Annotated in this window: 21 protein-coding genes; 3 read left to right on the top strand and 18 right to left on the bottom strand. The window is 54.2% G+C overall.

The window, feature by feature from the left end:
- Positions 1-33 precede the first annotated feature (33 nt).
- The 15 genes from CA54_RS22600 to CA54_RS29585 all read right to left on the bottom strand — a co-directional run bounded on the left by CA54_RS22600 (position 34) and on the right by CA54_RS29585 (position 19,246).
- A complete protein-coding gene (locus CA54_RS22600; protein ID WP_146373226.1) occupies positions 34-894 on the bottom strand; it encodes an ABC transporter permease in 861 nt (286 codons plus the stop codon).
- The gene (locus CA54_RS22595; RefSeq protein WP_146373225.1) at positions 891-1,829 is read right to left on the bottom strand and encodes an ABC transporter ATP-binding protein; all 939 of its coding nucleotides are present in this window, start codon (positions 1,827-1,829) and stop codon (positions 891-893) included. Before CA54_RS22595 ends, CA54_RS22600 begins: the two co-directional genes overlap by 4 nt.
- Positions 1,829-2,251 carry a cytochrome C oxidase subunit IV family protein gene (locus CA54_RS22590; RefSeq protein ID WP_197532734.1) on the bottom strand — a complete coding sequence of 141 codons (423 nt, stop codon included), beginning with the start codon at positions 2,249-2,251 and terminating at the stop codon, positions 1,829-1,831. The genes CA54_RS22595 and CA54_RS22590 overlap by 1 nt, the downstream gene beginning before the upstream one ends.
- 92 nt (positions 2,252-2,343) lie before the next feature.
- A complete protein-coding gene (locus CA54_RS22585) occupies positions 2,344-3,381 on the bottom strand; it encodes a cytochrome c oxidase subunit 3 (protein ID WP_197532733.1) in 1,038 nt (345 codons plus the stop codon).
- Between the two features lie 130 nt (positions 3,382-3,511).
- On the bottom strand, positions 3,512-4,453 hold the full coding sequence (gene cyoE / locus CA54_RS22580; protein ID WP_146373223.1) for a heme o synthase: 942 nt from the start codon (positions 4,451-4,453) through the stop codon (positions 3,512-3,514).
- Entirely contained in the window at positions 4,450-5,415 is a 966-nt protein-coding gene (locus tag CA54_RS22575) for a COX15/CtaA family protein (RefSeq protein ID WP_146373222.1), read from the bottom strand. Before CA54_RS22575 ends, cyoE begins: the two co-directional genes overlap by 4 nt.
- A gap of 72 nt (positions 5,416-5,487) precedes the next feature.
- Positions 5,488-7,302, bottom strand: a complete 1,815-nt coding sequence (locus CA54_RS22570) for a cytochrome c oxidase subunit I (protein WP_146373221.1) — start codon at positions 7,300-7,302, stop codon at positions 5,488-5,490.
- 3 nt (positions 7,303-7,305) lie between these two features.
- Complete coding sequence (locus tag CA54_RS22565; RefSeq protein WP_231963162.1) at positions 7,306-8,124, bottom strand: cytochrome c oxidase subunit II; 819 nt, start codon at positions 8,122-8,124, stop codon at positions 7,306-7,308.
- An 87-nt stretch (positions 8,125-8,211) separates the two neighbouring features.
- Positions 8,212-9,624 carry a c-type cytochrome gene (locus tag CA54_RS22560; protein WP_197532732.1) on the bottom strand — a complete coding sequence of 471 codons (1,413 nt, stop codon included), beginning with the start codon at positions 9,622-9,624 and terminating at the stop codon, positions 8,212-8,214.
- A gap of 79 nt (positions 9,625-9,703) precedes the next feature.
- Positions 9,704-10,999, bottom strand: coding sequence for a hypothetical protein (locus tag CA54_RS22555; protein ID WP_146373219.1), 1,296 nt, complete (start codon positions 10,997-10,999; stop codon positions 9,704-9,706).
- A gap of 72 nt (positions 11,000-11,071) precedes the next feature.
- Positions 11,072-11,962: a carboxypeptidase regulatory-like domain-containing protein gene (locus CA54_RS22550; protein ID WP_146373218.1), complete on the bottom strand. Its 891-nt coding sequence runs from the start codon at positions 11,960-11,962 to the stop codon at positions 11,072-11,074.
- A 1-nt stretch (position 11,963) separates the two neighbouring features.
- On the bottom strand, positions 11,964-15,674 hold the full coding sequence (locus tag CA54_RS22545; protein ID WP_146373217.1) for a c-type cytochrome: 3,711 nt from the start codon (positions 15,672-15,674) through the stop codon (positions 11,964-11,966).
- Positions 15,675-15,802: 128 nt separating this feature from the next.
- Positions 15,803-17,194, bottom strand: coding sequence for a hypothetical protein (locus CA54_RS22540; protein ID WP_146373216.1), 1,392 nt, complete (start codon positions 17,192-17,194; stop codon positions 15,803-15,805).
- A gap of 86 nt (positions 17,195-17,280) precedes the next feature.
- Complete coding sequence (locus CA54_RS22535) at positions 17,281-18,054, bottom strand: cytochrome b N-terminal domain-containing protein (protein ID WP_145375939.1); 774 nt, start codon at positions 18,052-18,054, stop codon at positions 17,281-17,283.
- Positions 18,055-18,139: 85 nt separating this feature from the next.
- The gene (locus CA54_RS29585) at positions 18,140-19,246 is read right to left on the bottom strand and encodes a QcrA and Rieske domain-containing protein (protein WP_197532730.1); all 1,107 of its coding nucleotides are present in this window, start codon (positions 19,244-19,246) and stop codon (positions 18,140-18,142) included.
- Between the two features lie 569 nt (positions 19,247-19,815).
- Between CA54_RS29585 and CA54_RS22525 the strand changes: the two genes are divergently transcribed.
- On the top strand, positions 19,816-20,838 hold the full coding sequence (locus tag CA54_RS22525) for a glutamate cyclase domain-containing protein (protein WP_146373215.1): 1,023 nt from the start codon (positions 19,816-19,818) through the stop codon (positions 20,836-20,838).
- Between the two features lie 13 nt (positions 20,839-20,851).
- On the opposite strand, the gene CA54_RS22520 is transcribed toward CA54_RS22525, so the two are convergent.
- Positions 20,852-21,838, bottom strand: coding sequence for a hypothetical protein (locus tag CA54_RS22520; protein WP_146373214.1), 987 nt, complete (start codon positions 21,836-21,838; stop codon positions 20,852-20,854).
- 328 nt (positions 21,839-22,166) lie between these two features.
- On the opposite strand from CA54_RS22520, the gene CA54_RS22515 reads away from it, so the two are divergent.
- Positions 22,167-22,634, top strand: a complete 468-nt coding sequence (locus tag CA54_RS22515) for a hypothetical protein (RefSeq protein ID WP_146373213.1) — start codon at positions 22,167-22,169, stop codon at positions 22,632-22,634.
- Positions 22,635-22,723: 89 nt separating this feature from the next.
- Here the strand turns inward: CA54_RS22515 and CA54_RS22510 are convergent, their stop codons facing one another.
- On the bottom strand, positions 22,724-23,932 hold the full coding sequence (locus CA54_RS22510) for a mandelate racemase/muconate lactonizing enzyme family protein (protein WP_197532729.1): 1,209 nt from the start codon (positions 23,930-23,932) through the stop codon (positions 22,724-22,726).
- 316 nt (positions 23,933-24,248) lie between these two features.
- On the opposite strand from CA54_RS22510, the gene CA54_RS22505 reads away from it, so the two are divergent.
- Entirely contained in the window at positions 24,249-24,551 is a 303-nt protein-coding gene (locus tag CA54_RS22505) for a hypothetical protein (protein ID WP_146373211.1), read from the top strand.
- A 120-nt stretch (positions 24,552-24,671) separates the two neighbouring features.
- Here the strand turns inward: CA54_RS22505 and CA54_RS22500 are convergent, their stop codons facing one another.
- Positions 24,672-25,043, bottom strand: a complete 372-nt coding sequence (locus CA54_RS22500) for a hypothetical protein (protein ID WP_146373210.1) — start codon at positions 25,041-25,043, stop codon at positions 24,672-24,674.
- Between the last annotated feature and the right edge of the window lie 35 nt (positions 25,044-25,078).

Raw genomic sequence — 25,078 nt, 5'->3', positions numbered from 1 at the left:
AAACCGTACGTTTCTCGAAAAGTCGTAAACCAATCACCGGGCATCCTTAGAGACCCGACGACTTGCCAAATAGACCGACAGTCCCACGCAGACCACGCAAAATAAACAAGTGACCGCCAGCGATATGCCGAGACCGGGCAGTCCGTTACCTGCGGGGATCTCGCGGTTAAAGTACAACAATCGCCGCAAACCAGCGACCCCGTAAGTCAGCGGATTGGCGGCGATGATCCAGGAGAGCCAACCCGATTCGCCGGCGGGAAAAAATGCGCCCGACAGCAACCACATCGGCATCAAAAACACGCTCATGATCGCATGGAATCCCTGTGTCGATTCCATCGGCCAAGCGATGATAAATCCCAGCGCCGTGAGCGTAAACGACAACAACGTCAACCAAGCCAGTGTGCAAATCGCCAACGTGGGGGACAACGCGATTCCCATCGTCGGCGCTAATAACAAAAACAGCGCCGCTTGCAACACAGCCAACACCGTCCCACCGCACAGTTTGCCTATTACTAATGATAGACGCGAAATCGGAGCGACAAGCACACCCTGCAGAAAACCTTCGCGACGGTCTTCGATGATGGAGATCGTGGAGAAGATGGCTGTGAACATCACAATCATCACCGCGACGCCGGGGAAAAAGTATTCCTGATAACTCATCTCCCAAGTCGCCCAACGCGGCGCCTGGAAAGAGCCTTTCAGGCCCGCTCCGAACAGAATCCAAAACAGGAGCGGCTGTACCAGCGCACCGATCACACGTGTACGTTGCCGAAAAAAACGGACCAATTCCCGTTGCGTCAACGTGAGGATCGGCAGCCAAAAGTTCGCGCGCGGCTGCGCGTTGAGCTTGGGCGAAGCAGGGGAGGGGGCGACCGCCTTAATCGATGTGCTCATGCGTCCTCCTTGGCCCAAAATTGATGTCCTGTCAGGTGAATAAACGCATCCTGCAGCGTCGGTTTGCCCAGCGTGATGGTGTTGATCTCTGTCGGGAAGGCCTCAACCAGTTCCCGCACCAATTCATGTCCACCAGTCCGTTCGATTCGCACATTCCCGCCCACGACCGCAGCATCCAGGTCGAATTGCGCCGTTATAGTTTCTGCCAGCGCGGCCGGTGTAGCGGAAGTGATCGTGATGCAATCGCCGCCAACATGCGCCCGCAATTCGGCTGGTCGTCCCGTGGCGACCAATCGGCCTTCGTCAAGAATCGCCAAGCGATCGCAATGTTCGGCTTCTTCCATCAGATGTGTGGTTACGACCGCCGTTACACCGTCGCTGTCCCGCAAGTCTCGCAAATATCGCCACAAATCATCGCGGGCCCCTGGGTCGAGTCCGGTACTTGGTTCGTCAAGCAGTAATAACCGCGGGCGATGTAACAGTCCTTTGGCGATTTCCACGCGACGTTGCAAACCGCCCGACAGCGAGGCAATGCGGTCACGCGCGCGGTTGGCAATGCCCAGTCGTTCTAACAGCAACTCAATCCGTTGCCGCAACTCCGACCCGCGCAGCCCGTACAGGTGCCCCTGATGTTTCAGGTTTTCGCTGACGGTGAGCATGCGGTCGAGGCTAGGGGATTGAAAGACCACACCGATTTGCGTGCGGACTTCGCTTTGCCGCGTGGCGACGTCGGCGCCTAAGATATTCACGGTGCCGGTTTGAATCGGCAGCAATGTGGAGAGCAGACGGAACAGTGTGGTCTTGCCGCCGCCATTGGGGCCGAGCAAGCCAAAGATCTCTTGTTCGGCCACTGAAAACGAAACGTCGCTTAGCGCCGCGTGGTCTCCATACCGATGGGCCAATCCGTGGATCTCAACCGCCGAGTGATGCGACATCAGTGACCGCCGCCATGCTCCGCTGGTTCGTCGCCGTGATGGTGCTCCTCTTCAGCTTTTTGTTTGGCGATCTGCTCGATTTCTTTTTCAAGCAACGTGTTTTGCTGCGGCACCTCGACATCGTAGTAGTGAATGCCGATATCCGAAGCCAGCGCAAACGGAATCGCCAATGCCAGCACCACGGTCGGGAGCAGGATGATGTATTTCCAACCCCCTTCGAATTTCAGGTGCATAAAATACCGCATCACGTACGACGCCTTGAAGCAGGAGATGAGCAACACCACAGCGGAGAGCACGTAGATGTTGTACATTGCCTTCAAGTCCATAACGTCGGCAATCACCGATGCGACCGTGAAGATGCACAGGTAACCAAATATCCGCCAGTAAGGGACGTGAGGATGGTCATTATGTTCGTCGGTCATAACTTTGGTTTCTTTCGACATCAGAGGCGAAACGCGCCATTATCCGCCAAGGTGTCCGTTTTGAAGTCGTCAATCAATTAGCGACGGGAGGGCTAGATAATATAAAGCAGCGGGAACAAGAAGATCCAGACCAAGTCGACAAAGTGCCAATACAGCCCCGCATTCTCGACAAACACTTCATGTTGCGAGCCCAATTTGCTGCCGTAGGCCAACAGCATAATAAACATGGCCATGCCGACCAACACGTGGATCGCATGGAAACCGGTCATGATGAAATAACAGGATGCGAATAGGTTGCCGAACTTAATGGGATGCGGTACTTGAACTGAGCCAAACACCTCTGGGTTTTCTTTATGAAGTCGGGCGACTTCGGAAACCATGGTCGATTTGCCCGCCTCTTCGACAGGATGTTCGGCTGCCGGTTTTTCAGTGGTCGCGGTCTCGGCGGCAGAATGTCCTGGCGGCGCATCTTTGCCATGCTCCGCGGCCACTCCGAGTTCGATGGTGCCCGCCTTCACGCGGTCGTTGATCGCCACGACTTTGTTGGCGATCGGTGTGATCTCTTCGACGACTTTTTTTTGCGCGTCGATGCGTTTCTGCAGCGACTCGGTGCTACGCCCCTTCTTTTGCAATTCAGCCATCTGCGTTTCCATCCGCTTCAGTTTTTCTGTTTGAGGATCAATTCCCGTCGCAGCGCGGAGGTCGCGAGCAGTAAAGGCCAAGGCCTGGCTGTTGGTCTCGGGGATCTGTCCCGGCAGAATGTTGTGGTCGAATTTTCCGTAGTATTCGTAGCTTTTGATGCCTAAAAACACGAACGAAAGTATTAAGGTGACGAACAGCCATTTGCGGGCGAGTTGGAAATCCTTGCTCCGCATGCCTTCTAAGGCGAATACCACCGCCACGCTGGAACAGATCAGCACAAACGTATTCGTGCCTCCCGCCCAGATGCGGATGTGCGTGACATCCACATCAGTTGGCCAGCCATCGGATCCAATCCGCAGCACGATGTAGCTGCCGATGAAGGCCGTGAAAAACATGATTTCCGTACCCAGAAACAACCACATTCCCAATTTTCCATTAGGAATGTCGATCCCCATCTTCAATGGTGGGTGTCCGGATTGATGCGACATGAGTTCTTCTTCTAAACCGTTCTGAACTGTTTCCAAAAACCCCTACGGTTTCTCAAAAATTATTGCGTTGAACAAACACGATGTAGGGACGGCAAATGTGTGCTACCAATGTCGTGGCGGCACCGTTCTCTCAATTCAATAAATGCAGGTGTTCGCCCACCATCGCCAACCAGACTGCCGGCAAATACGCCAGCGAAGCCAGTAGCAACTGTCGGGCTGTGCGGACCGATTCGGTTTTGCAGAATCGAACGGCCGTCCAGAGATAGATCACACCAAAAACCAATGCGACCACAAAGTAAATATCACCCGCCAGTCCCATTTGTCCCGGCAACAGACTGACCGGCAACAGCGCCAAGGCGTAGCCAACCGCTACAAATCCAGTGACCTGTTTGCGGTCTTCGACTGCGGGAATCATCTTCAAACCAGCACGGCGATAATCATCGCGGTACAACCAGGCAATTGCCATGAAGTGCGGGAATTGCCATAAATACAAAATCGAAAACATCATAAATGCGTTGAAATCTAAACTTCCGCCGGCTGCCGTCCAACCCAGTACCGGCGGCAGTGCGCCCGGCACAGCTCCCACGGCGGTGTTAACCGTCGAGATCCGTTTCAGCGGCGTATAAATCAGCGTGTAGGCCAGGTAGGTCGCTGCTGCCAAAGCGGCGGTCAGCAGGTTGACGAACAGTGCCAAATAAACGCAACCCACGATTCCGCTGACCAGCCCCATCGTCAAAACTTCTCCCGCGGACAAGCGTCCTGAGGGAATGGGGCGGGAAAGCGTCCGTTCCATACGGGCATCGGTGTCCCGCTCGTAGTACTGATTCAAAGCGCTGGAGCCGGTCGCCACCAGGGCGATTCCCAGCAACGCATTCGCGAGGGTCCAGACTTGAAACTCGCCGCTGCCGCCCAGCAGAAACCCGGCAGCTACGGAGATCAAAACGAAAAATGAGATCCGCGGTTTGGAGATTTCGACGTAATCCGCAATACGATCGGTCCAATGTCGGCGTAACGGAATTGCGACTGTCTCCGTGGAGGCATAGGTCGAAGCTTGAGCGGTGGAGCTTCTCATCGGGCGCCTCCTTGCAAACCGAAAGGATGGGGCGAAACAAAGGAACTTTCCAAGACCGGTGCGTTGTTCAGCGAACCGGCTACCGCACACAGGCGTGCAGCACGGAGCAGAAGATTCACCGAAACCATAAACGTCAGCAAACCGACGACGAAATGCGCTGTGCGAAAGATCACCTGCGACAGGGATCCTTCAACAACCAAATAGTTGCCAAAGCCGAATTTCGTCAGCCAGGCTCCAAGGCCCAAGGCGATCTGTACGACTAACATCATAGCCAGCCAGTGTGCCGGTTTCCAAATCCAAGGCTGTTTGTCGGTCCGTGAAACCCAAACGGTCATCGAGACCACAACGAAAACGACCACCGCAAAACCCAGATGTTGGTGCGGCCACCAACCCAGATGTCGCAGTAGCCCGCCCAGTATGTATTGTACAAATAACACAGCCGTACTAGCCGCTGCGAATGTGCGGATGCGGCGGATGTTGTTGGGGACGGTCTTTTCTGCGGCGTTCAGCCAACCACGGCTGGTGAACAGCGCCACTGCCGCCATAAACGCAAAGACCAGATTCGCAAATCCGCCGTGCAAAAATGCCAGCCCGAGTTGGTCCAGCAAGACGCGCTGGCCACCCAACAAGCCTTGGGCGATCACGCACAACAGCACAGCCACTCCGCACCAACGAACCCAGGTACGTTTTTCAAACACCCACAGGATGGCTGCCAGCGCAATGCTGACAAAGCCAATCAACATCCCCGCTAAGCGGTGTCCATGTTCGAAGAATTTGTCCCCGGCCGATTGCAGCCAAGGATAGGCGAACATGCCGTGCCCATCCGACGAAGGCCAATCGGCGAACGCCATGCCAGCTTTCATCGTGGTCACCAACCCGCCCATCACAATCGGCAAAAGGGCTACGCACGCCGTAAACACGGCGAATCGAAAGACCCAAGGTTGATAGACGGTTGGTTTCATGGTGCTGTGACGATTTGGTTGTCGCGAATCAAAATTGCCAACGGAAGGTTCATAAACGGCGGACGAATCGATCTAAGTGGTTCCAGGCTGCGGGCGCGGCGGAATGTATTCCGTCTGCGGCAGGTAATCCTTGTCGGTTAGCGGCGAGGAGTACTCGTACGGTCCGCGGTAGACGACCGGGATCGAATCAAAGTTACCGTGCGGCGGCGGCGAGGGAGCATCCCATTCCAGCCCGTTGGCATTCCAAGGATTGCGACCGCATTTCGGCCCCCAGAACATGCTATAGAAGAAGTTGCCCAGCAACAGGAATTGCGCAAATCCCATCAGCATGGCCGAATAGGTCATGAACTGATTCAACGGCAACAAATGTTCCAAGTAGGGGTAGTTAAACGGATCGGCCAACCGACGCGGCATACCGGCCACACCCAACAGATGCATGGTGAAAAACGTGCCGTTGAATCCGATGAACGTCAACACAAAGTGAAGTTTGCCCACATTGTCGTTCATCATGCGACCGAACATTTTGGGGAACCAAAAGTGAATCGCACCAAACACACCAAACAGCGTGGCTCCAAACAACACATAATGGAAGTGAGCCACGATGAAATAACTGTCGTGGATATACAGGTCGACAGGCACCGCTGCCATGAAAATTCCGCTCAAGCCCCCGACGATGAACATCGAGATGAATGCTACGGAATTCAACATCGGCGTCGTAAAGATCAAATTGCCGCCCCACAACGTTCCAATCCAGTTGAACGTTTTCACAGCTGAGGGGAGGGCGATCATCATCGTCGAAACCATGAATGTCATGCCCAAGGCGGGATTCATACCGGAGGTAAACATATGGTGGCCCCACACAATAAAGCCCAGCCCGGCAATGGCCGCCAGCGAATACACCATCGGCTTGTAACCGAACAGCGGTTTGCGGGCGAATGCACACAAAATGTCCGAGACCATGCCCATCGCCGGCAGCAACATGATGTACACAGCTGGGTGTGAATAGAACCAAAACAGATGTTGCCACAACAGCGGTTGGCCACCACCAATCGTGGGGTCGGCATTATTCACGACAAGTCCCGCCGGCACAAAAAAGCAGGTTCCCATGGTCCGGTCAAAAAGCACCATGAAACCCGCAGCCGTCAACACCGGCAGAGCGAAGGATTGCAAAATAGCAGTGATGAACATTCCCCAAATCGTCATCGGCATGCGGAACAATGTCATTCCCGGAGCCCGCATGTTGATGATGGTGGTCATGTAGTTGACCGAACCCATCATGGAGGAAACACCGACGCAGGTGACCGCCAACAACCAAAACGTCTGAGCCGCCCCGGAACCGGGAGCAGCCGAAGCGATGGCAGAGAGCACTGGATAAGAAGTCCAACCCGCGGCGGGGCCAGCCGTGACACCGCCGATGACAAAACTGATTCCAAACAGAACAATCGCCGGCCACATAAACCAATAGCTCAGCATGTTCAGCGTCGGAAACGCCATATCATCGGCACCGATTTGTAGCGGAATCAAAAAGTTACCAAACGCTCCTGCCAGCACGGGAATGATGACCAAAAAGATCATCACCGTGGCGTGCATGGTGAAGAGCATCGTATAAAACTCGGGAGAGATGATCCCTCCTTGATCTTTGAACACCTCCAAGTCGCCGGCGATCGGCATCCACTGCCAGGGAAACGCCAGTTGCCAACGGACCGCCAGCGCTAACGCACCCCCAACCATCAGCATCAGTAATGTGGTGATCAAAAACTGAATGCCGATGACCTTATGGTCTGTCGAGAAGATATATTTACGGACAAAGCCGATCTCGGGATGACCCCCATGTGCGTGGTCGTCGTGCGAATGGGCGCCGGCCGTGTCGTGCGTCGCGATACTCATGAATCAATCCTCATTGCTTTGGGCCACAGCATTGTTCGCTTCGGCCGAAAAGCCGTCGTCGTTCATTTTTGCCTGCAGGGCTTGCAGGTAAGCGTCGTATTCTTCTTGCAACTCAACCGTCAGTTCGCCCTGCATTTTGTAGTGCCCCCAACCGCAAAGTTCCTTGCACACAATGTCATACTTGCCAGTTGTGTTGGATTGGAACCAGACGGGAATCACGAGTCCGGGCACCGCATCCTGCATCAATCGTAATTCTGGAAGGCCGAAACTGTGTTGGACGTCTTCACTGCGAAGGCGAATCATGACCGGTTTACCGACCGGCACGTGCAAATCGTTGACAGTATACAGATCTGTCGGTTGCGGTTGCGGCATCAGTTTCTTGCCCGGCGCCGGATAACGAATCCGCCATTCAAACTGCCGAGCGGAAACCTCCGCAACCGGAGCATCGCGCGCTTGTTCGGGAAACTGACTCATCACGCGAATCCGCGCCAAGACATCCATCTGGTACAACGAAATGAACAACAGAATGATCGCCGGCAGAATCGTCCAAATCACTTCTAGGTTGTGGCTGCCATGGCTGAACCAAGCACCGCCCGTTTTGACGGTCGTCCCTTTCCAGAGCACATAACCCAGCGCGACTTGCGTGCCGATAAACACGACTGTTGTGATGATCAGCAACAGATTGAACAAATCGTCGATCTGTTGGCCCAGTTCCCACGGAGCGACGCTGGGAAACCACCAACCATTCGTGGGGGCAACCACGCACACGGCGATGGCCAACATCGGCCAGAACATAAAAAATAGGCACCAAAACTTTCTCACGTCTCATGCTCCCTGACTGGGGGGCCCAGTCCGATCATGGCGAATTGCCAAACGATCATTTTCCGAAAGCGGGCAGGCCGCTAACAATTATTTTGTAATATGTTCGGCAACAGTTTTTTCAGCCGGCACCGACTCGGGGGACAAATTATTCTCGTAAGGGATGCTCATGACGTAATTCACCAGATCCCAAATCTGATCATCACTCAATGATGTCCCAAAGCCGGGCATCAACGCGCCTTTAATCCCGGCGCTGATCCGACGGTAGATGTCCAACGGACGTCGTCCGCCACGATAAATACCGGTGTGTAGATTCCGAGGTTTGATCGGGTGTCCCCAATCGTCGTACAGCCCCGGCTTGTCGTACGTCAGCGAAGAACCGGGAAGTTGTTGATAAGCCTCTGTTTGCGGGCCGTTCCCATTGCCTTGCATGCCATGGCAGTCCGAACATTTGGCATCCTTGGAAATGAACAACGCGCGGCCGCGGGCAATCGATTCAGCCGTTGGTTCCGGACGAGGCTTTTTAGGAAAGACTTCCACTTCCGGCGAATTGGCCCGTTCCCAGTCCTCAGCCAGAATCATCCCCACTTCGTCGGAAAGTTCCGTCAAACCGGTACTGAGTTCTTCTTGCTCTTGGAATTCTTTGAAAACTTGCTGCCGAGTGAGTCCCTGCTCGTCACGTAGGCGATCTTGGACTTCTTGTTTACCGCCACCAAGCACTTTCATTTCGTTGCCAAGATTAATCTCGTATTCACCCCGTGAAGACAGGAACAACACATAGGCGATGATTGCATCCATGTCGTCGCCAATCAATTTTAATTTGAAGGAAGGCATGCTCGTGCCTTGAATCCCCTCGTACAGAGTCTGTCGAAAATCGCGATGTGCTGCTTTTTCAGTCGAAATCGTGGAGGTGAACTTAAACTTGCCTTGACGATAATCGCGCGGAAGCGGATTGAGATATTGCGCTGTCGGTCCGGCGCCGTCGCCGCTGACTCCGTGGCAGTGCACGCAATGAATCATATACAAATTGCGACCGCGGACCAGTTTCCAGCCATGAGGCTTAGTTACGATCGTCACACTGTCGTCGTCGGTCAATTCCGTTGCGATCGGGGGCGTGACATGCAATTGTCCCGACTCTGAGTCATAGCTGACAATGTCGTGAACGGCGTCGGTGGACAGTTTGAGCGTTGCTCCCTCCAAGTCCACTCCCAGGTCGTCGGTGTTGTCCAAAACAACGACTCCCTTCGCGGCCGTATCAAAGGAATTGACTTTGACCGTTACAGACTCTTCGGCGCCGAAGTCGAACTGGAATTTCAGCCAGGCGACCAACGCTTCAGGTGTTCCGAAATTCTCTTTGAGTTCGGTTTTTACGACCCTTTGCGCCGGTTTGATCAACTCGTCCGTTGTTTTGTTGTACGAAAACACGGACTTAAAGTCGCCACAACCGGCGAGGGTCACAGCCAGCAGCGAGGCAGCCGAGAGAATAACGAATCGGGGTTTCACGACAACAACCTCAAAAAAACTAATTGCCCGGCGATGGACCAAATCCATCGCCTTACAAAACAGAACGTAATTCATACCGTTAACGACCGGTGTTCAACACCAAGACCTTGGCCGTCGGACCATTGTGCTGAGCGAAGTCTTTGGCCGCATACTTCAGCGGTTCTTCAGTGTATTCGCCCGCCTTCACCGTGACTTTCAAGGACTTCGTCAAGTAACCCGGTTTCTCTTGCCACACGGTGAAAACATATTTTCCCGGCGGAAGGTTGGGGATTGCAAACTTCCCGTTCTCATCAGTGGAAGCACAAAACGGATGGTCCAACACCGAATGATAAGCCGACATCCAGGCGTGCAAGTCGCACACCACTTTGACCGGTAGGCTCTCGGGACGGCGATAGAGCAGTTTGACGCCCACGCGATCGTCCGCACCAATCGCCGAGTTGAACCCGGGATTACGGACCGGGTTGGTATGCGTATTGTGCACGATCGGGTCGCCATTTTTGACTAACACTTCTTGGCCTGCATAGACGATCAGGTTGTGCGGCAGGAAAACACAATATTTTTGGTCAAACACCAACGCATCTTTCGGCGGTTTGGGCTTGAACCCTCGGGGTTTTTTGCGGAGATAGACGAACACATTTTTCACGCCATTATTCTCTTGGTTGACGATCAGCGATTGATCGGGAATCGCTTCCAGACCACACACTTCAGGGTCCTTCGGAGCTCCTCCTTTGGCGTACAAATTCTTGGGTTCCGGAGCTTTGCCATCGAATGTGATGACCCCTGAGAACCCTCCAGTGCCATCAGCCAATGCGGGACGTCCCTTGGCATCGACATCGCCGGCTTCAGCGGCGGGAGCGGGCGTTGGTTTCGGCTTGGGAGCCAATGCCACCTCGGTTTTGGGAGCAGGCTTCTTAGGGGCCAGTTTTTTGACGGCTGGTTTCTTCGCAACTGGTTTTTCTGCGGTTGGCTTCTTCGCGACTGGTGTTTTCACGACTGGTGTTTTCACGACTGGTGTTTTCACGACTGGCGTTTTCACAACAGGCTTCTCGGGAACCGGCGATTTGACTGCGGGCTTAGCAACAGCCGCCACTTTTGTCATCGGTTTTTCAGCGGCAGGCTTCTTAGGAGCCGGTCTTTTGACTTCGGGAGCCTTGGCGGCCGGAGTGCTCACAGCGACGGTGGATTCCGGGCCGACATCCCGCCGCGGGAACAGTGCCGTCGATTCTTGACCGGTTCCAAAGTCGGTCAGCACCATATGTTGACCGCCCGATTCATTCGAATTGCAGCCGCCGATCATGCACAGGCTGCTCATCAAAATGGCGCAGACGGCGAATAATCGTAGAGTACGAATCTGTCGGTGGAGGTTCATTGTCATGTTCAGACTCCTGTGATTTGCACGTTTGTCATTGCCGCTCGTTTAGGAGCAGCGACGGATGGCTCTTCAGATTTATAGCTTGAACTTGTCAGCTGAATAGGTGGTTTTTGCCGGATCGACCGAAGTGGTTTCATCTGGACTGATCGTGACTTCCAGTTTTCGATCCAGCAGTCCACCACTTTCTTGCCAAACTTTGAATTCATGTTTACCTGCTGGCAGACCTTCGATCGTAAACGTGCCGTCCGGATTTGTGATCGCAAAGTAGGGATGGTCGATCGGGAAATGGTAGGCCTTCATCCAACTGTGATAGTCGCACGTCACGCGGATCGGTTCACTCTCCGCACGGGAATACTTCACCGTAATCCCCTCACGGTCATTGGCTTTGACCGCTTGGTTGAATTGCGAATTGCGTTGTGGGTACGTATGTGTGTTGTGTGCAATTGCGTCGTCGCTTTTGATGACCAACGGTTGGTCCAAATCGACACGGACTGGCAAAATGTGTGGGAAGAACTTACACCCCTTTTGGTCAAACACCGCTGGATTGACATCAGTGTCGCTCGAGGCGAGATCGGGATTGATGTGTTTGGGAGCTTTCGCCAAATAAATAACCACATTGCCGATTCCCTTAGTCGCTGGATCGACTTCCAAAGCTTCGTTCGGGACCGCTTCGATGGAGCAAACCGATGCATCTTTAACGCCGGCGTCACCCGCATTGACCAGCGGCATTAAGGTCGGCGCTGTGCCATTCAGCGTGATCTGACCGGTGAGATTTCCATAACCGGCGACCTCAGACTCTTCCGCATCCACATCGGCGGTGCCTTCGTCTTCGCCCCCGGCGGACTTAATCGTCACACTGACGACCGGCGGTGAGGGGAACTTGCAGCCCGAAAGGACCAAAGCCCCCAGCAAGCTCAGGCTCCACAGCGTCCGCGTTCGAAATGAGAAACGGTTGCACATCAACATATTACTGGCCTCCCGCCTGACCCGGAGCGGTTTCGCTGCCGGCGACTTTTTCGTTCTGTTCCATCATGCGGTGATAATTCATCAACGCATCGCGGATGGCCCGCGTCTGGACATCCCCTTCGCCTCCGAAAAACTGCGGAAACTGGGGAGTGGCCTTCTTGAAGTTTTGCGGCATCGCTGTGTAGGGCGTGATCCATTTCGGATTTGAAATCCACAACAACGTCCAATCAGGTCGCAATCGTGATTCGACCCGGTTCAGGTTGGGTCCCCGTTTGTCTTTGGGGTCGGTCGATGTGTATTCCATGCCGCCGAATTGGTGACACTTCACGCACAAACCATCCGGACGAGGAATGTTGAACAGCTTCCAGGACTCCTCGAGATAATGCGGATACTTCGCATTTTGTATCGACAGGTACTCCGGTTCGCGCTGCGGGATGTCCTGATACGGATACTCCGCCCCGTTGACGGCGGCAAAATAGTTGGCCAGGACCAGGGCCTCCTCATCGCTCATATTGAACTTGGGCATCCGCAACACTGTTGAGAAACGCAATCGGTCCGGGTTTTTGAGGAATTTATACAGCCAAGGCGTTTGGACCTTGATCCCTTCCTGGTACAGCGGCGGTGGTGACATTTGCCACGCATCGCCCGATTGCAATTGGCTGTCCTGTTCGACCAAATATTTCACCAAGAATCTTGCGAACTCTCCGCCGCGACCCTTGTTGTTGGACACCAACTGTTGAGCTGGGACTAACATCGGTTCAGAAGGAAGCATCAATGTTTCGCCGACTTGAAGCGGTTCCCAAAGCTGGAATGAATACTCTTGATCTTCGATGGCGTCATCGGGATCGGGAGTTGCTGTGGCCATGCCGTGGAAACTGATCACCGGCAGATCCCGAGCCTCGTCGTACTCCGTGGCCGGCAGATGCATCGTCTCGCCGGTTTCTCCTTGATGAATGGGCTTCAATTTATAAAGCAGTTCAAGTGCCTCCGGATATTCGCCGCTGGTATCGGTGGCCAGCAACTCTTCCGGGTCGATCGCCGCAAGAATCTCCGGCATGTCGACCATGTGACAACCGGTGCAATTGTACTTCTTCAGCAGCTTCTCGCCCTCTAGGCGGTCCTTGTCCGGCCCGGTCGGCGTATACACATACTCCGACTCGGGTGGATCAGCCGTTAAGCCCAACACAAAGGTGACGACCGCTTCGTTTTCCTCTTCACTGAAGGGGAATTTCGGCATCCGCAATCGCTCGTCGTAACCCTTGGTTTCGATCTTGCGATAATCATAACTCCGCGGAGCACGCAGCTTTTGCCACGCAAAACCTGGGCGGCCGTGGTGATTGATTTGGTCGTAGAAATAGGCGACCGCCAGTTCCGTTTCAGGGTTTTCATCAGCGGGAAAGCTTTCGTTCTCCGCATTCATAACGGCCAATTTGGCCCGTTCCGCCGTACTGGAACCGTTGGGTTCACCGAAGTGGTGCAGATATTCCCCAATGTGTTCAAATGCCAATTTCGAGGGATCCTTGCGTCCCCAGTCTTGTAGCGCGGTTCCGATCGGACGAGCGTCTTCAAAGCCAGGAATGTCATGGCAACCGTAACAGCCATAGCGCGAAATCGTGCGACGGCCGATGTAACGCAGCTTCATTTCTTCGGTGATCGTCTCGCCGAACAATTCAATTTCATCCCCCTTGATGGTCTCTTCCGTCATATTTTCGGGAAGCTTACCATCAATCATGGCTTGCTTGGCCGACCGCAGAGAAATGGCCTTGGCCAGGAACATTTGCACCATCTCATCCAGTGCTGATTTATCCGCTTCCACACCCGGACCGTTCCACTCAAGCATGCCGAAGTTCTTCGAGCCCCCTTGTTGCAGGTAAGCAGCAATGTCCGCTGCCGGGTCAATGGTCACTCCGTCTTTGACTTCCGGATCCAAAAACAGATCAGGCATCTTTGTGCGGGCATGGTAACGGCTGGGCTCGCGAATCCAGGTATACAACCAGCGGAATCCCGCTTCACCGGGGAGCAATTTTTCATGCACTTTTGTCAGGTCCGGACCGAAGTCGGACTGGCTCTCCGGGAAATCAGCGTGATTGTGGCAATTCAAACATCCCCGCGTGGCGAATGTCTGTTTGCCCCGTTCGGCTTCCGGCGTATAGCCTTCCTCGGGTGACAATTCGTCAAATGCTTCAGAACGGCTCATTAAGTAAGCAACCGTTCCGGCAATTTCGACAGGACTGTATTTCTTGGCAACTTCATCTTGTTGGTTCGACAGATGGAAGAACTGCGGCATCCGCGTCGAAGGACGGAAGCTTTTGGGTTCTTCGACCCACACTTGCGTCCATCCGGTTGTCACTTTCGACTTGATGTGCCGCAACGAAGGACCGACCTTACGCAGCTTGCCGGGAATCGCGTTGGGGTCTTCAGCAATCTTGGCCGCTTGTTCGGGGGTGCTGGGTTCCAGACGCAAATCCGGTCCAATGGATTTCAAACCGTCATAGCCGCGAATTTCGTGGCAGCCAAAGCAACCGAATTTTTCGACCGTTTCCCAACCGTCAACCACTTTAGGAGCACTGGCTCCGAACTTGGGATGTTCAGCCAATTCTGTCACGCCATGGTGGCACTTCAAGCAGGTCGACTCCTTGAAGCGATCGGGATACATCGGGTTTTCCCAAAAATGGTTGTGGAAGTACTCGTATTCCTTCTTCCACTCTGCGGCAATGACCGGATCGTTGGGGGTATGTGAGGCATTGTGAAAACTGGTTCCCGAGCCTTGACCATCATGGCAAATCGTACAGCCGAATTTCGCCTGCGAGTGCGGACTGGATGCCGTGATAAATAAATCGGTCCGGGGATGCGTGGCGAATGGATGGGGGTATTCGCTTTCGGGAAAATCGGGAACGTTTCCAGCCCCCACACGATCTGTCGCCAGATGGCAGGTGATACAACGGTCAAACCGAGGAACGTCCTTCATTCCTCCCAGGTTGATCGTCAAATCCGGTAGCCAAATTTGTTGGATCTTGTTTGTGGGGTTGAGGTCCAGCAGCGGAACATTCACGAACGTCTTTTTGGTAATGGCCACCCAAGACTCTGGCTCTTTGGCCAGCCGGTCACCCTGAATACGGACAAAGTCCTCGGTGTGGTCCTTGAGTTCTTCCTTTGCTGCCGACTGGGCGGAGCGGAGTTCCTTCAAGACTTCAGCATTATTGTTCAAGGCCGCCGTTTGCTCGTCGAGCTCTTGCTCCATGTCGGAGACGATGGCCTGTTTGCTGTCAAAGATTTCCTTCAATTGGTCCTGACGGGCTTTGGGGGCATCCTTGCTGATTGCTAAATCATAATCGGCCCGCGCTTTGTCACGCTCCGCCCGTTTAAATTTTACAGAACGATTCAAAGCCAATGTGACGGTCGAGAGTTCGGCGATCTCTTTTTCAATCTCGTCCACTTCTGCCTGCCGACTCTTTACGTCGTCCTCGGCGTCTTTGAGTTTGCCTTTCAAATTCGCTTCGGTTTCCAAGTAAGCCTTATCGGCAATCGCCTTTTCTTCACGCTCGGCGCGCTCGGCGTCTTTCTTGGAGAATTCGCGTTGATAGACCCTCCACTCGTCGTCGTAATCTTTGACGAGCATCAATACCGTTGCGAACGTGAGCACAAGCGCGCTGATGGCAAACACCACGTGCATTCGACTCGGACGTCGCCAGAATTCTTCGTTAGCCGGCATGGTCTTCCAGACTTTCGTTTTCAACAATCCGACAGTCCGCTTCAAATGCGGCGCTGCGGATACCTCATGTCGTTTTCAAAGCAACAACTATCACGACGGACAGTGAATCATCAACTTGCCCAACGGGCCTAAATGTTGAAGAAGTATTCCGGGATCGCGACGATATATTTCAGGTTGAAGGTCCAACGCAACAACATTTTGATTGGCAAACAGGCCATGAACAAAAACAGGTTTGCCAACACGAAGTAGCGGATGAAACCCATGTGTCGGAAAAACTTGCGAAAAATTGTCACCGCCATCAACGGCGGCAGCACCAGCAAATAGGCGCCCACCAATATCAGACCCACTGATTCCCGCAACAGGATCATGACAAACTGCTCAAATCCACTTGAGCCTGGGGCAGCAATGGGAGGAGTCCGACCCATCCAAGCCCAAAAATACTCCGACAAGTTCACGTTGTTGAGCACCTCCAACTTGTGGGGGTCCCAAGGCTCATAAATGCCGAAAAAGTTCCAGTTGGGACCTCGCAAAAACGTCCCCAACACGATCAGCCCAATCCACAACGGCAAAAAGCCGAACATGAAGGTCAGAATCGCGAATTTTCGTTCATTGAACGAGTAATAACCGTTGCCCCGTTTATTGAAATCGATGTAGGGCAACGCCATCAGACCCACCAGAATCACAGACGGCAGCACCACACCGGCCATCCAGGGGTCGTAATAAACCAGCATTTCCTGCAAACCCAGAAAATACCACGGCGCTTTCGAGGGGTTGGGAGTCTTGACCGCTGAGGCCGGTTCTTCCAGCGGGGCTTGCAAGACGCATCCCCACAGCACCAACAGGGCGGTTAAGGCCACCATGCAGATCAATTCGGTATAAACCAGATCCGGCCAGACCAAAACCTTCTCGTTATCATCTTCTCCGTAGAGCGGCTTGCCGGCGGCAATGCGATCGTCGTTGTCATTGGCTTTGCGGAAATACAGCCAAGTGAAGTATCCCACGATAAATAACATTGAGACAATCGGCACGTTGTCCGGTTTGCCCACGATTTGACGGAAGTCGTAATCGGTCATGCTCAAAGCGATGAACACGATCGTCACATTCAGCAACACCCAGGCAACGGTGACGTTGGCCAGCACTCGCCTGAGCAGGATCATCAAGACGAACAGGCCGACTGTGCCGAAGAAGTACAACACCGGATTGGCCAACGCGTCGATGCCCGTTTTGACAAACTGCGGCATACGAATCAAAAACGCACTGGGATCGCTTGTTCCCGTGAAGTGCGTGACGGCCAACAAAAAGAAGCCCATGGAGATGATCGCCCAGGTCGTCGTATAGGCCAAACTGGGCCCGTCTGACCAATGCTCTCCTTCATGACCTTTGTCGCCGCTTTCGTGGTCATGCTTGCCGGGACCTTCGACATAAGCGCGAAAGGCCCAAGCCGCATTCATTGCAAATAGCAACAAATACAGCCAGCCGAGACCAAAGATCACTTCGGACGTGAGATCGGGATGATGCATCGACGATTAACTCGCAAGCAAACCAGTTGTGTGACTTAAATTTCACTGCAACGCAATACGCCGCCTAACACGACTCGGTGACGCCGTTACAGCGGTTGGCTGATGCCGCCGTCTTTGCGAACACGCCAGAAGTGGATGGCAATCAATGTCGCCACAACCAACGGAATGAAGACGCAGTGCAAAATGTAGAAACGATTCAAGGTGGCTTCACCGACAAAACGACCGCCCAGCAACACAAACCGTGCGTCACTGCCGGAGGTAATCAGGTCGAAACCGCCAATATTCAAAATCTGAGCACCTGGACCTTCACTCCCCAAAAACGGAGTCGCGCGGGCCATGTTGGAACCGACTGTAATAGCCCAAATGGCCAATTGGTCCCAAGGCAACAGATAGCCGGTAAACGATAGCAGGAGGGTCAGCACCAGCAGCAACACGCCGACCACCCAGTTGAATTCGCGTGGAGGTTTATAACTGCCGGTCAGAAAGACGCGGTACATATGCAGCCACACCGTAATCACCATTCCGTGGGCGCCCCAGCGGTGAATTTCCCGCATGATGCCCAGCGTCGCCACATCCCGCAGCGCGAGTATGTCGTTGAATGCGTGTTCGAGCGTGGGTCTATAGTAGAACATCAGCAACACGCCGGTGACCGTTTCCACCAGGAATAGGAAGAAGGTAATCCCTCCCATGCACCAGGTGTAAGACAGGGCGATCCCCTGTTTTTTGATCGAAACCGGATGGAGATGCAGGAAGAAGTTGGTCAGCATCACCACCACGCGGTTGCGACGGTCGTACGGCGCCGGATGCCGAAAAACGCTCTTCCAAATTTGCGACTCGCGAATATATTCGCCGATTTTCATCGGTGACCTCGATTGCGCCGTAGTGAATTAGTGAAACTCAACTCTACTGCCGTGACCTTTAAAAACTATTGCCGTCAGCCCCGTCTTAGGCACCAACGAAGGACTTGGGATCTTCCCATTGCCCCATCTCTTCTTGGAACTTCAGGCCTTTGTCGACCTCCAGCATGCCGTCAGCGGCGACGACGATACCATGTCGCTCCAACGGTCGCGGCGCGGGACCTTCGAAGTTGACTCCATCGATGTAAAATCCCGAACCGTGACAGGGGCATTTGAATTTTTGTTCCCCTTCCAACCAGTTCGGCGTGCAGCCCAAGTGTGTGCAAACCGTCGACAAGGCGACGATCACGTTTTGTCCTTTGTAGCGATCCGTGTGCACCACCCAGATGCCACGTTCCGCTTTCCATTTTGTCGAGACCGTGCCGAAGTCGTAATCTCCCGGCGAGCCGATCTTGAATTTGCTCGGTGGCTCGACCAACACATTGGGCAAACCGAAGCGAACCAGTGCCAACAACCACGCGCTCGCTGAGCCAGCCAGCATGACCCATGCTGCGGCGAAAGCCGACGGCACGACTAGCAGTGCGGCCAAAAAGCTGCGGCGATTCTCATCCACTGCTGCCGGAACTGGCTTGGCTTTGGGCTTACGGGGCGGGACCGGCATTTTGGGCGGCATCTTCTTGCCGTCCGCGTCGGTCGCGGCAGGAGCCGCCTTCTCACCCGCTGCTTGTTTCTCGTTGCGAAACGCGGCCAGCATTTCCTTGACCGACGGTTTGTCGCCGCTGGCGGTCGTTGCCGCTTTAGCTGGAGCTTCTTTTTTCTTCGCCGGGGCTGCAGAACCTGCCCCGCCACCACTCGCCTTTTGGGCGCGGGCGGCCGCTAGTATATCTTTGGTGGATGTCGGTTTGGCGCCGGAGGCGGCCTTTGCCTTGGGCTTCTCAGCCGCAGGAGGAGCCGCTGCTTTCTCACCACCTGCTGCCGCTGCTGCGCGTGCCGCCGCCAGAATATCTTTCGTCGACGTCGGCTTCTTAGCTGGAGCTGCCGGCGCGGACTCTGCGGCGGGTGCTTCCTCTGCAGGTGTTTCGGCGGTTGTTTCTTCCGGAGCAGGGGCCTCGACAACCTCCTCAGCCGGAGCGTCCGATGAAGATCCGGCGGATGCCTCGGCGCGACAAAACGCCAAGATGTCCGCGGTGGTCATGTTCTTCCTGTCTGGAATCTTTGCCATGCGGTTCCAAACCAATCCCTAAAGGCAGACGAGACGCAACCAATTCAGGGCGATACCTTATCGCTCGTTGATTGTGCCAATCGCTGACAATTGCTTGAAAATTCGACTCGATGGTTCAGGCGCATCGTGATTTCCGCATCGATGAAATGCCGGATCATTCACAATGATTTGAGGAGCCTCAACGTATTCTCACAACCGGCGCTGACTGCGACTGTAAGAATTCCTGATTGACGGGTCTTCTTCGATAAGTAAAGGATTTTGGCATGAAGAAACCCAGCTGACAACCGAGAAGCTCCGTTTCCGGACCGTTTTCTCAGTTCCAGGAATGCCACTCAAGTCGTTTCCCAGGCACGAGAAGCATGCAGCAACCCACAGCGCCGAATATTCGATCCAGCATCTGATTGCACTCCAAAACCACCGAAAAACTGCCCGCCAACCCCACGCGCCATGAGGGATTTCACGCCCTCCAATGCGTCGATTCAGGCCTCCGAGACGCATCGACCGAATTGAATCGTTCCGCAATTCCATACACAATAAGGAACATGCCCTCCACCCCACCATCGCCATTGATCGCTCAACTCGATGAACTCATTCGTCGGGATCCCGCACAGCGCGGGTTGATCGGAACCGAGCGAGAATTTGGCGCATTGTGCCCCGGGCATCTCGCCGCCGCTGCCGCCGAACTCGCCGAAAATGCCCGTTCGGTGGGGATCGTCACCGGCTTTTTTATTCCCGGCGGCCAACCTCCAGCCGCTGAGACCGACGGACCGCTTGGCTCCTTGTTTTTAGCAGCGATTCTGGAAAAGTTGGGAGTCGAGACCCACGTCATCACCGACAGTCGCTGTCATACGGCCCTGTGCGCTGCCGCACGAGCCATGGAGTTCCCCAGCGATCGCGTGTATCAAACCGTGATCGACGACAACGACACCGGCGAGACGTTTTTCCAATCCGCCCCCGGTAAACAACTGACGCACCTGATCGCCCTCGAACGGGTCGGCCCCTGTCACACCGCTGATTCGCTCACCATTCAGCTCCGCGGCGGGACGGTTCCGCTCAAGGAATTCCAGCAACACGTACCGCCGGCCGCCCATGACCGCTGCCACAACATGCGGGGCGAAGCGATAGACGCCTATTCCGGGAATCTCCATCGCCTCTTCGAATTCGTCGCCCAATCACGATCCGATATCAAAACGATTGGCATCGGCGACGGCGCCAACGAAATCGGCATGGGGAGCATCCCCTGGGAAAACCTGCATCGGCGACTGGAAGGAGACCACGCCGGCCGCGTTCCCTGTCGCATCGCCACCGACTGGACCATCGTCACCGGCACCAGCAACTGGGGCGGCTACGCCCTCGCCGCCGCCATCGCCCATCTAAATGACGCCCCGCAGCACCTCGCCCCCTACGACTCCGCCCAGCAGTTCCACGTGCTCGAGCAATTCGTCCTACACGGCCCCGCAGTCGACGGCGTCACCCGCCGCCAAGAACCAACCGTCGACGGCCTGCCGTTTCTGACCTACATCCAACCGTTGGAAGGAATGCGGCAACTGTTGGGGATCGACTAGCAGACACTTCCGATCAGAAGCTCAATGCTGTGAATCGCATGACAACCTTTCCACTCTCAGCGTCAAATCCTTCGATGTAGGCTCCACAATTTCCCGCACCGACGACATATACTAAGTTGTCATTGCGTACAACGGACACATAGTGATTGCCCAAGGGCAGACTCATAGAAGACGGAGGAATCGTTCCCCATACATCGGCTTCCCACCGAACTTTATCTCCAACATAGAATCTCAGTAAATCGTCTTCGCTAAGTATGCTGCGATCATAAATCGTCACCCAAAAGCGACGCTCATCATTTGTGAACGCAAAACCTTTCTGGAGAGCGCCTCTAGTTTTCACGGAACTCAGAGGAATCACCAACTCTGCGGATGTGCCATCTAGTACAACATTGTCTCCGGAGACCGTGACTTCATTGGGGGCGTTACTAAGCACCGTCCAGTCAAGTTCCGTATTATCGTCGCCTTTGATTGTTACGTGCTGTTTTTGAATGGCCAGACCGTGCATGCCGTCGCGAAACACAAAATACGTTGAAGCTCTGTCGTGACGCACAGATCCAAATTCCAGCACGGCCAAATACCAATCAGGCAACGGAATCTTAAGACGCCCCTCGCAGAATCCCACAAACCTCGCCGCATCAGCCCTATCAATTTGATAATCTCTTTTGGCGGGGAGCCCTGTGGTTTCTGGCGTCCGAAGTTCATCGCGGTTGGTTCTTTTCTGAGCCGGCCTCACGACAAGCAATTCGAATGCCGCTGAGAGGCTTACCGTATCGTTGTCGTCCATCGTCAACAGACGTAAATCATTCTCTGAACAACTCCAAAGCTCCCGATTCCATTTTACGAACAACTCTCGGTTCGTGATCGCTTTTTCGGCACCTGCAACTATCTCTCCTGTGCCTGCCGACAAATCATCGCAATGCCCAACGTTCACAGAAAACAGAAGCCCACTCACTAGACAAAAGCAGATTAAGTTAACCTTCACGACCGAGAGCCATTTCATCGAGTTTCTCCGGGAAAAGTAAAGTCCGAATATTCGCGTGGCATGTAAAAAAGGAGAAGGCCTCTGTTCGGAATCGTCAAATCGATGTTACCAAAAATTGCCGCCCCCCACCTCAATAATCCGTCACCCTCCATTCGGACTTTCCTACAACTGACGGCGATGCATCAAATTGACGAACTTTTTTTGCCGAATTGGAATGAATTCGGGAACCAATCCGAGGAATGGGTCGTCTTCATCAGGTAGTGCGACGGGCAACAACCCAGGCCTGGCGCGGATTCGCGTACAGCGAATAGAAGATCTCAATGAGCACAGATTCAGGAGTTTCTCTATGTCCGTCTTGCGACTTTCGATTCTGCTCAGCGTGGCCGCTATTCTGGGTTGCGGAGAGTCCGTGCCGACCAAAGAACTAGCCCATAAAGTTCCCGCGGATTGGGAGACGGTAAAAGCTGACAATTATTTTCGATTCCGTGCGCCGTCCAACCTACAAAAACAAGACGTACAGGGATTCGATTCATTGGTCGGAGAATTCGTCAGTCCAACACTAACATTATCTTTTGACTATGGAGCTTACTCTGATCCGCTCGACAGGGAGGGGTTCGAAGGATTCTGGACCACGATTGACGGACGTCGTGCTCGTATCGCTCGAAACGAGGAACTCATCGGAGTCCACTTTCCGGATGTCAACGGGGGGCCGAAACAACCTATGACTACCAAACTGACTATGATTGCCAAATTAAACGGCGCTCCTCCAGAAATTGGTGAGACCATTTTTCAGACAATCGAGTTTGGCAAATAACTTTCATTCAGCGCCTCTATTGGGCACTTCATTGCCACGCCCAGCGCATCGATGCGGCTCAGCAGGAGCTTCGCCCTCCCGGTGGGGCTTCAATAATCCACGACTCCACCATCCGCATCCAATTTCGGACCCCGCCAGCGGTATTTGTAATTCGGATCCGCCGCCACCTTGGCCAGCGCGGTTTCGTCAATATCTACACACAGCCCCGTCCCCTCCGGCAAGGTCACGTGCCCGTCGTCGGTCCGCTGCCAATGCGGCTTGACGATTGTCCCTAGCAGTTCATCGTCGTACGCTTCGTGGATCAAAAACAACGGTACCGAGGCGGCGACGTGGAAACTGGCTGTCATGCCCAAATACGATTGCGTGCAGTGCGGCGCGATGGGCGTCATGTAGGCCTCGGCCAGCGTGGCGATCTTTTTCATCTGGCTGATGCCTCCCGTATAGCCGCAATCGGGCTGTACGATGTCCAGCACCTTTTCCGCCAGATACGGCAGGATGCCCCAAATCGTGCGGTCCCGTTCCCCGGCGGCGAGCGGAATGCGGATTTGTTGTTTCAGCCGTTTGAAGACCTCAATATTTCCCGGCACCGCCGGCTCTTCCAGAAACAACAGGTTGTACGGTTCGATGGCGGCGGCGAATTGAATCAGCATCGCCGGCGGCACGGCGCTGTGCGCATCGAACATCACCGTGCCATCGGGGCCGACCTTTTCGCGAGCAGCGCGGACCGACTGCACCATGCGTTCAATCTGATCGGGATTGCCCGACTGCGGTTGCGGCCCGCTGCCGACCTTGATCGCCTTGTCCGTGGGATAAACGCGAATCTTCTCCCGTAGCGGCCCCCCCAATAGGCGATACACCGGCACGCCCCACAACTGCCCGGTGATATCCCACAGCGCCATATCGATCCCGGCAATCGTGTGCAGCATAAACGCCCCGCCGCGCTGATTCCGCTCCGCCCGATACAGCACCTGCCACAAATGCTCAATCCGCGTCGGATTCTGCCCGTCCAACATCTCAAACATCGAAGCCGCCAACGCCGCCGCCACCGTTGGCACAACCCCCTTGATCTCCCCCCACCCACTAATGCCATGATTCGTGTCGATCTTAACGTACACCCGATCCCGACAAATGTTGGGCGTCAACCGCGTAATCCGAATCGACGAAGTCCGATCCAAAACCGCCCCCGCCGGATCCGCCGCAAGAGCATCCCCAGCAAACAACGCCGTCCCGGCGGCTGCCCCCATTGATCCGAGCAATGTGCGTCGCGGAATGTGTGTCTCATGGGATGGTGAGGTCATAGTCAGCTCCTCGATGCGCTTCGTGAGTTCTTGGCGGCAGGATATGTAAGCCTCCATTGAACCGCGCCGCGTCGCGAATGCCAAGTCGTTCGGACATCAGTGGGGAAGCACGGCAGCAATTCGGATATCAACCGAGGAAATGTTTAATCCTCCGCACGCCCCTCGATCTGTTATTATATGATGTGAGGCGTGCTGCTTTTCGGATTTGAATTCACCGACGCATATCTGCGGGCTATCCGCGAAGCCGGCGACTTGAACCACCACCAAAGGGTGGCATTGAACTTTTCTTCGTAACCGGGCAATGGAGTCGGTACCGATGACTAAAGACGATGCAATTCACCACGCTAAAAGATTTCTTGGCGAACAAGGGATAGAGTACGATACCTTATCTTTAGTACGGTGTTTGGATGAGCGCGAAACACCCACGGTAAGAAACATCACAACGCCGACCATCAATGGACCACTCAACAAAGTGTGGCAGGTCAATTTTCGCCGTGCACAACGGTCACATACCGAATGGTTTGGCTCAGAAGAGGTTGAAATGGTGTCCGATAATAATAGCATTACAATCTTCATCGATGATGACACTGGTAGCTGTGGTTTTTTGCCGACACTGTAGAGCGGTAGGTCAGGCAGCCGCCTGACGCGCGGTTGAATGCCCCGCGTGATTCCCGTCAGGCGGCTGCATGACCTGCGTCTCTCTAACATGTGTGTTAAGTGAGGGTTTTTCAAGGGGATGTTAGGCAGGTTCGACAACAACATCTTCTGCAATGACATCGCCCACTAGATCACCTTCGAGATGTGCAATCACCAAAGGCGTACTGGGTACCCTTGGATTTCCAAAAGAGTCAAGGAATGGGGAACCGTGTGCAAACAAGACTGCTTTTATCTCTGCGTTAGGAATCGGCTGCCATTTCAAGTCAATTACAGTTAGCGGAAATTCATCACGACCATCTCGGAAAAGTTTTGTGACTAGCACGTTACTAAAAGTAACGAAAAACGTTCCATATGGTGGAATCGTTTCCACAAATTCTAGACACAACGATCTACCCTCCTCCGTGAACACGATGCCATTGATATCAACTACTTCAAGATGCCCATCGTTAGCCAATGCTACTCTCCGAAACCAGAAATTGGAGAACGGAA

The sequence above is a fragment of the Symmachiella macrocystis genome, assembly GCF_007860075.1.
GTDB classification, from domain to species: domain Bacteria; phylum Planctomycetota; class Planctomycetia; order Planctomycetales; family Planctomycetaceae; genus Symmachiella; species Symmachiella macrocystis.
Note: the sequence above shows the minus strand (reverse complement) of the source record. Positions and strands in the feature narration are given on the sequence as shown.

Excerpts from the sequence above, each read along its gene's own strand:
- CA54_RS22575 (WP_146373222.1), bottom strand. The coding sequence starts at position 5,415 with ATGAAACCAACCGTCTATCAACCTTGGGTCTTTCGATTCGCCGTGTTT.
- CA54_RS22555 (WP_146373219.1), bottom strand. The coding sequence starts at position 10,999 with ATGACAATGAACCTCCACCGACAGATTCGTACTCTACGATTATTCGCC.
- CA54_RS22540 (WP_146373216.1), bottom strand. The coding sequence starts at position 17,194 with ATGCATCATCCCGATCTCACGTCCGAAGTGATCTTTGGTCTCGGCTGG.
- CA54_RS22520 (WP_146373214.1), bottom strand. The coding sequence starts at position 21,838 with ATGAAATGGCTCTCGGTCGTGAAGGTTAACTTAATCTGCTTTTGTCTA.
- CA54_RS22515 (WP_146373213.1), top strand. The coding sequence starts at position 22,167 with ATGTCCGTCTTGCGACTTTCGATTCTGCTCAGCGTGGCCGCTATTCTG.
- CA54_RS22590 (WP_197532734.1), bottom strand. The coding sequence starts at position 2,251 with ATGACCGACGAACATAATGACCATCCTCACGTCCCTTACTGGCGGATA.
- CA54_RS22535 (WP_145375939.1), bottom strand. The coding sequence starts at position 18,054 with ATGAAAATCGGCGAATATATTCGCGAGTCGCAAATTTGGAAGAGCGTT.
- CA54_RS22545 (WP_146373217.1), bottom strand. The coding sequence starts at position 15,674 with ATGCCGGCTAACGAAGAATTCTGGCGACGTCCGAGTCGAATGCACGTG.
- CA54_RS22510 (WP_197532729.1), bottom strand. The coding sequence starts at position 23,932 with ATGACCTCACCATCCCATGAGACACACATTCCGCGACGCACATTGCTC.
- CA54_RS22595 (WP_146373225.1), bottom strand. The coding sequence starts at position 1,829 with ATGTCGCATCACTCGGCGGTTGAGATCCACGGATTGGCCCATCGGTAT.
- CA54_RS29585 (WP_197532730.1), bottom strand. The coding sequence starts at position 19,246 with ATGACCACCGCGGACATCTTGGCGTTTTGTCGCGCCGAGGCATCCGCC.
- CA54_RS22600 (WP_146373226.1), bottom strand. The coding sequence starts at position 894 with ATGAGCACATCGATTAAGGCGGTCGCCCCCTCCCCTGCTTCGCCCAAG.
- CA54_RS22505 (WP_146373211.1), top strand. The coding sequence starts at position 24,249 with ATGACTAAAGACGATGCAATTCACCACGCTAAAAGATTTCTTGGCGAA.
- cyoE (WP_146373223.1), bottom strand. The coding sequence starts at position 4,453 with ATGAGAAGCTCCACCGCTCAAGCTTCGACCTATGCCTCCACGGAGACA.
- CA54_RS22585 (WP_197532733.1), bottom strand. The coding sequence starts at position 3,381 with ATGTCGCATCAATCCGGACACCCACCATTGAAGATGGGGATCGACATT.
- CA54_RS22525 (WP_146373215.1), top strand. The coding sequence starts at position 19,816 with ATGCCCTCCACCCCACCATCGCCATTGATCGCTCAACTCGATGAACTC.
- CA54_RS22570 (WP_146373221.1), bottom strand. The coding sequence starts at position 7,302 with ATGAGTATCGCGACGCACGACACGGCCGGCGCCCATTCGCACGACGAC.
- CA54_RS22550 (WP_146373218.1), bottom strand. The coding sequence starts at position 11,962 with ATGTTGATGTGCAACCGTTTCTCATTTCGAACGCGGACGCTGTGGAGC.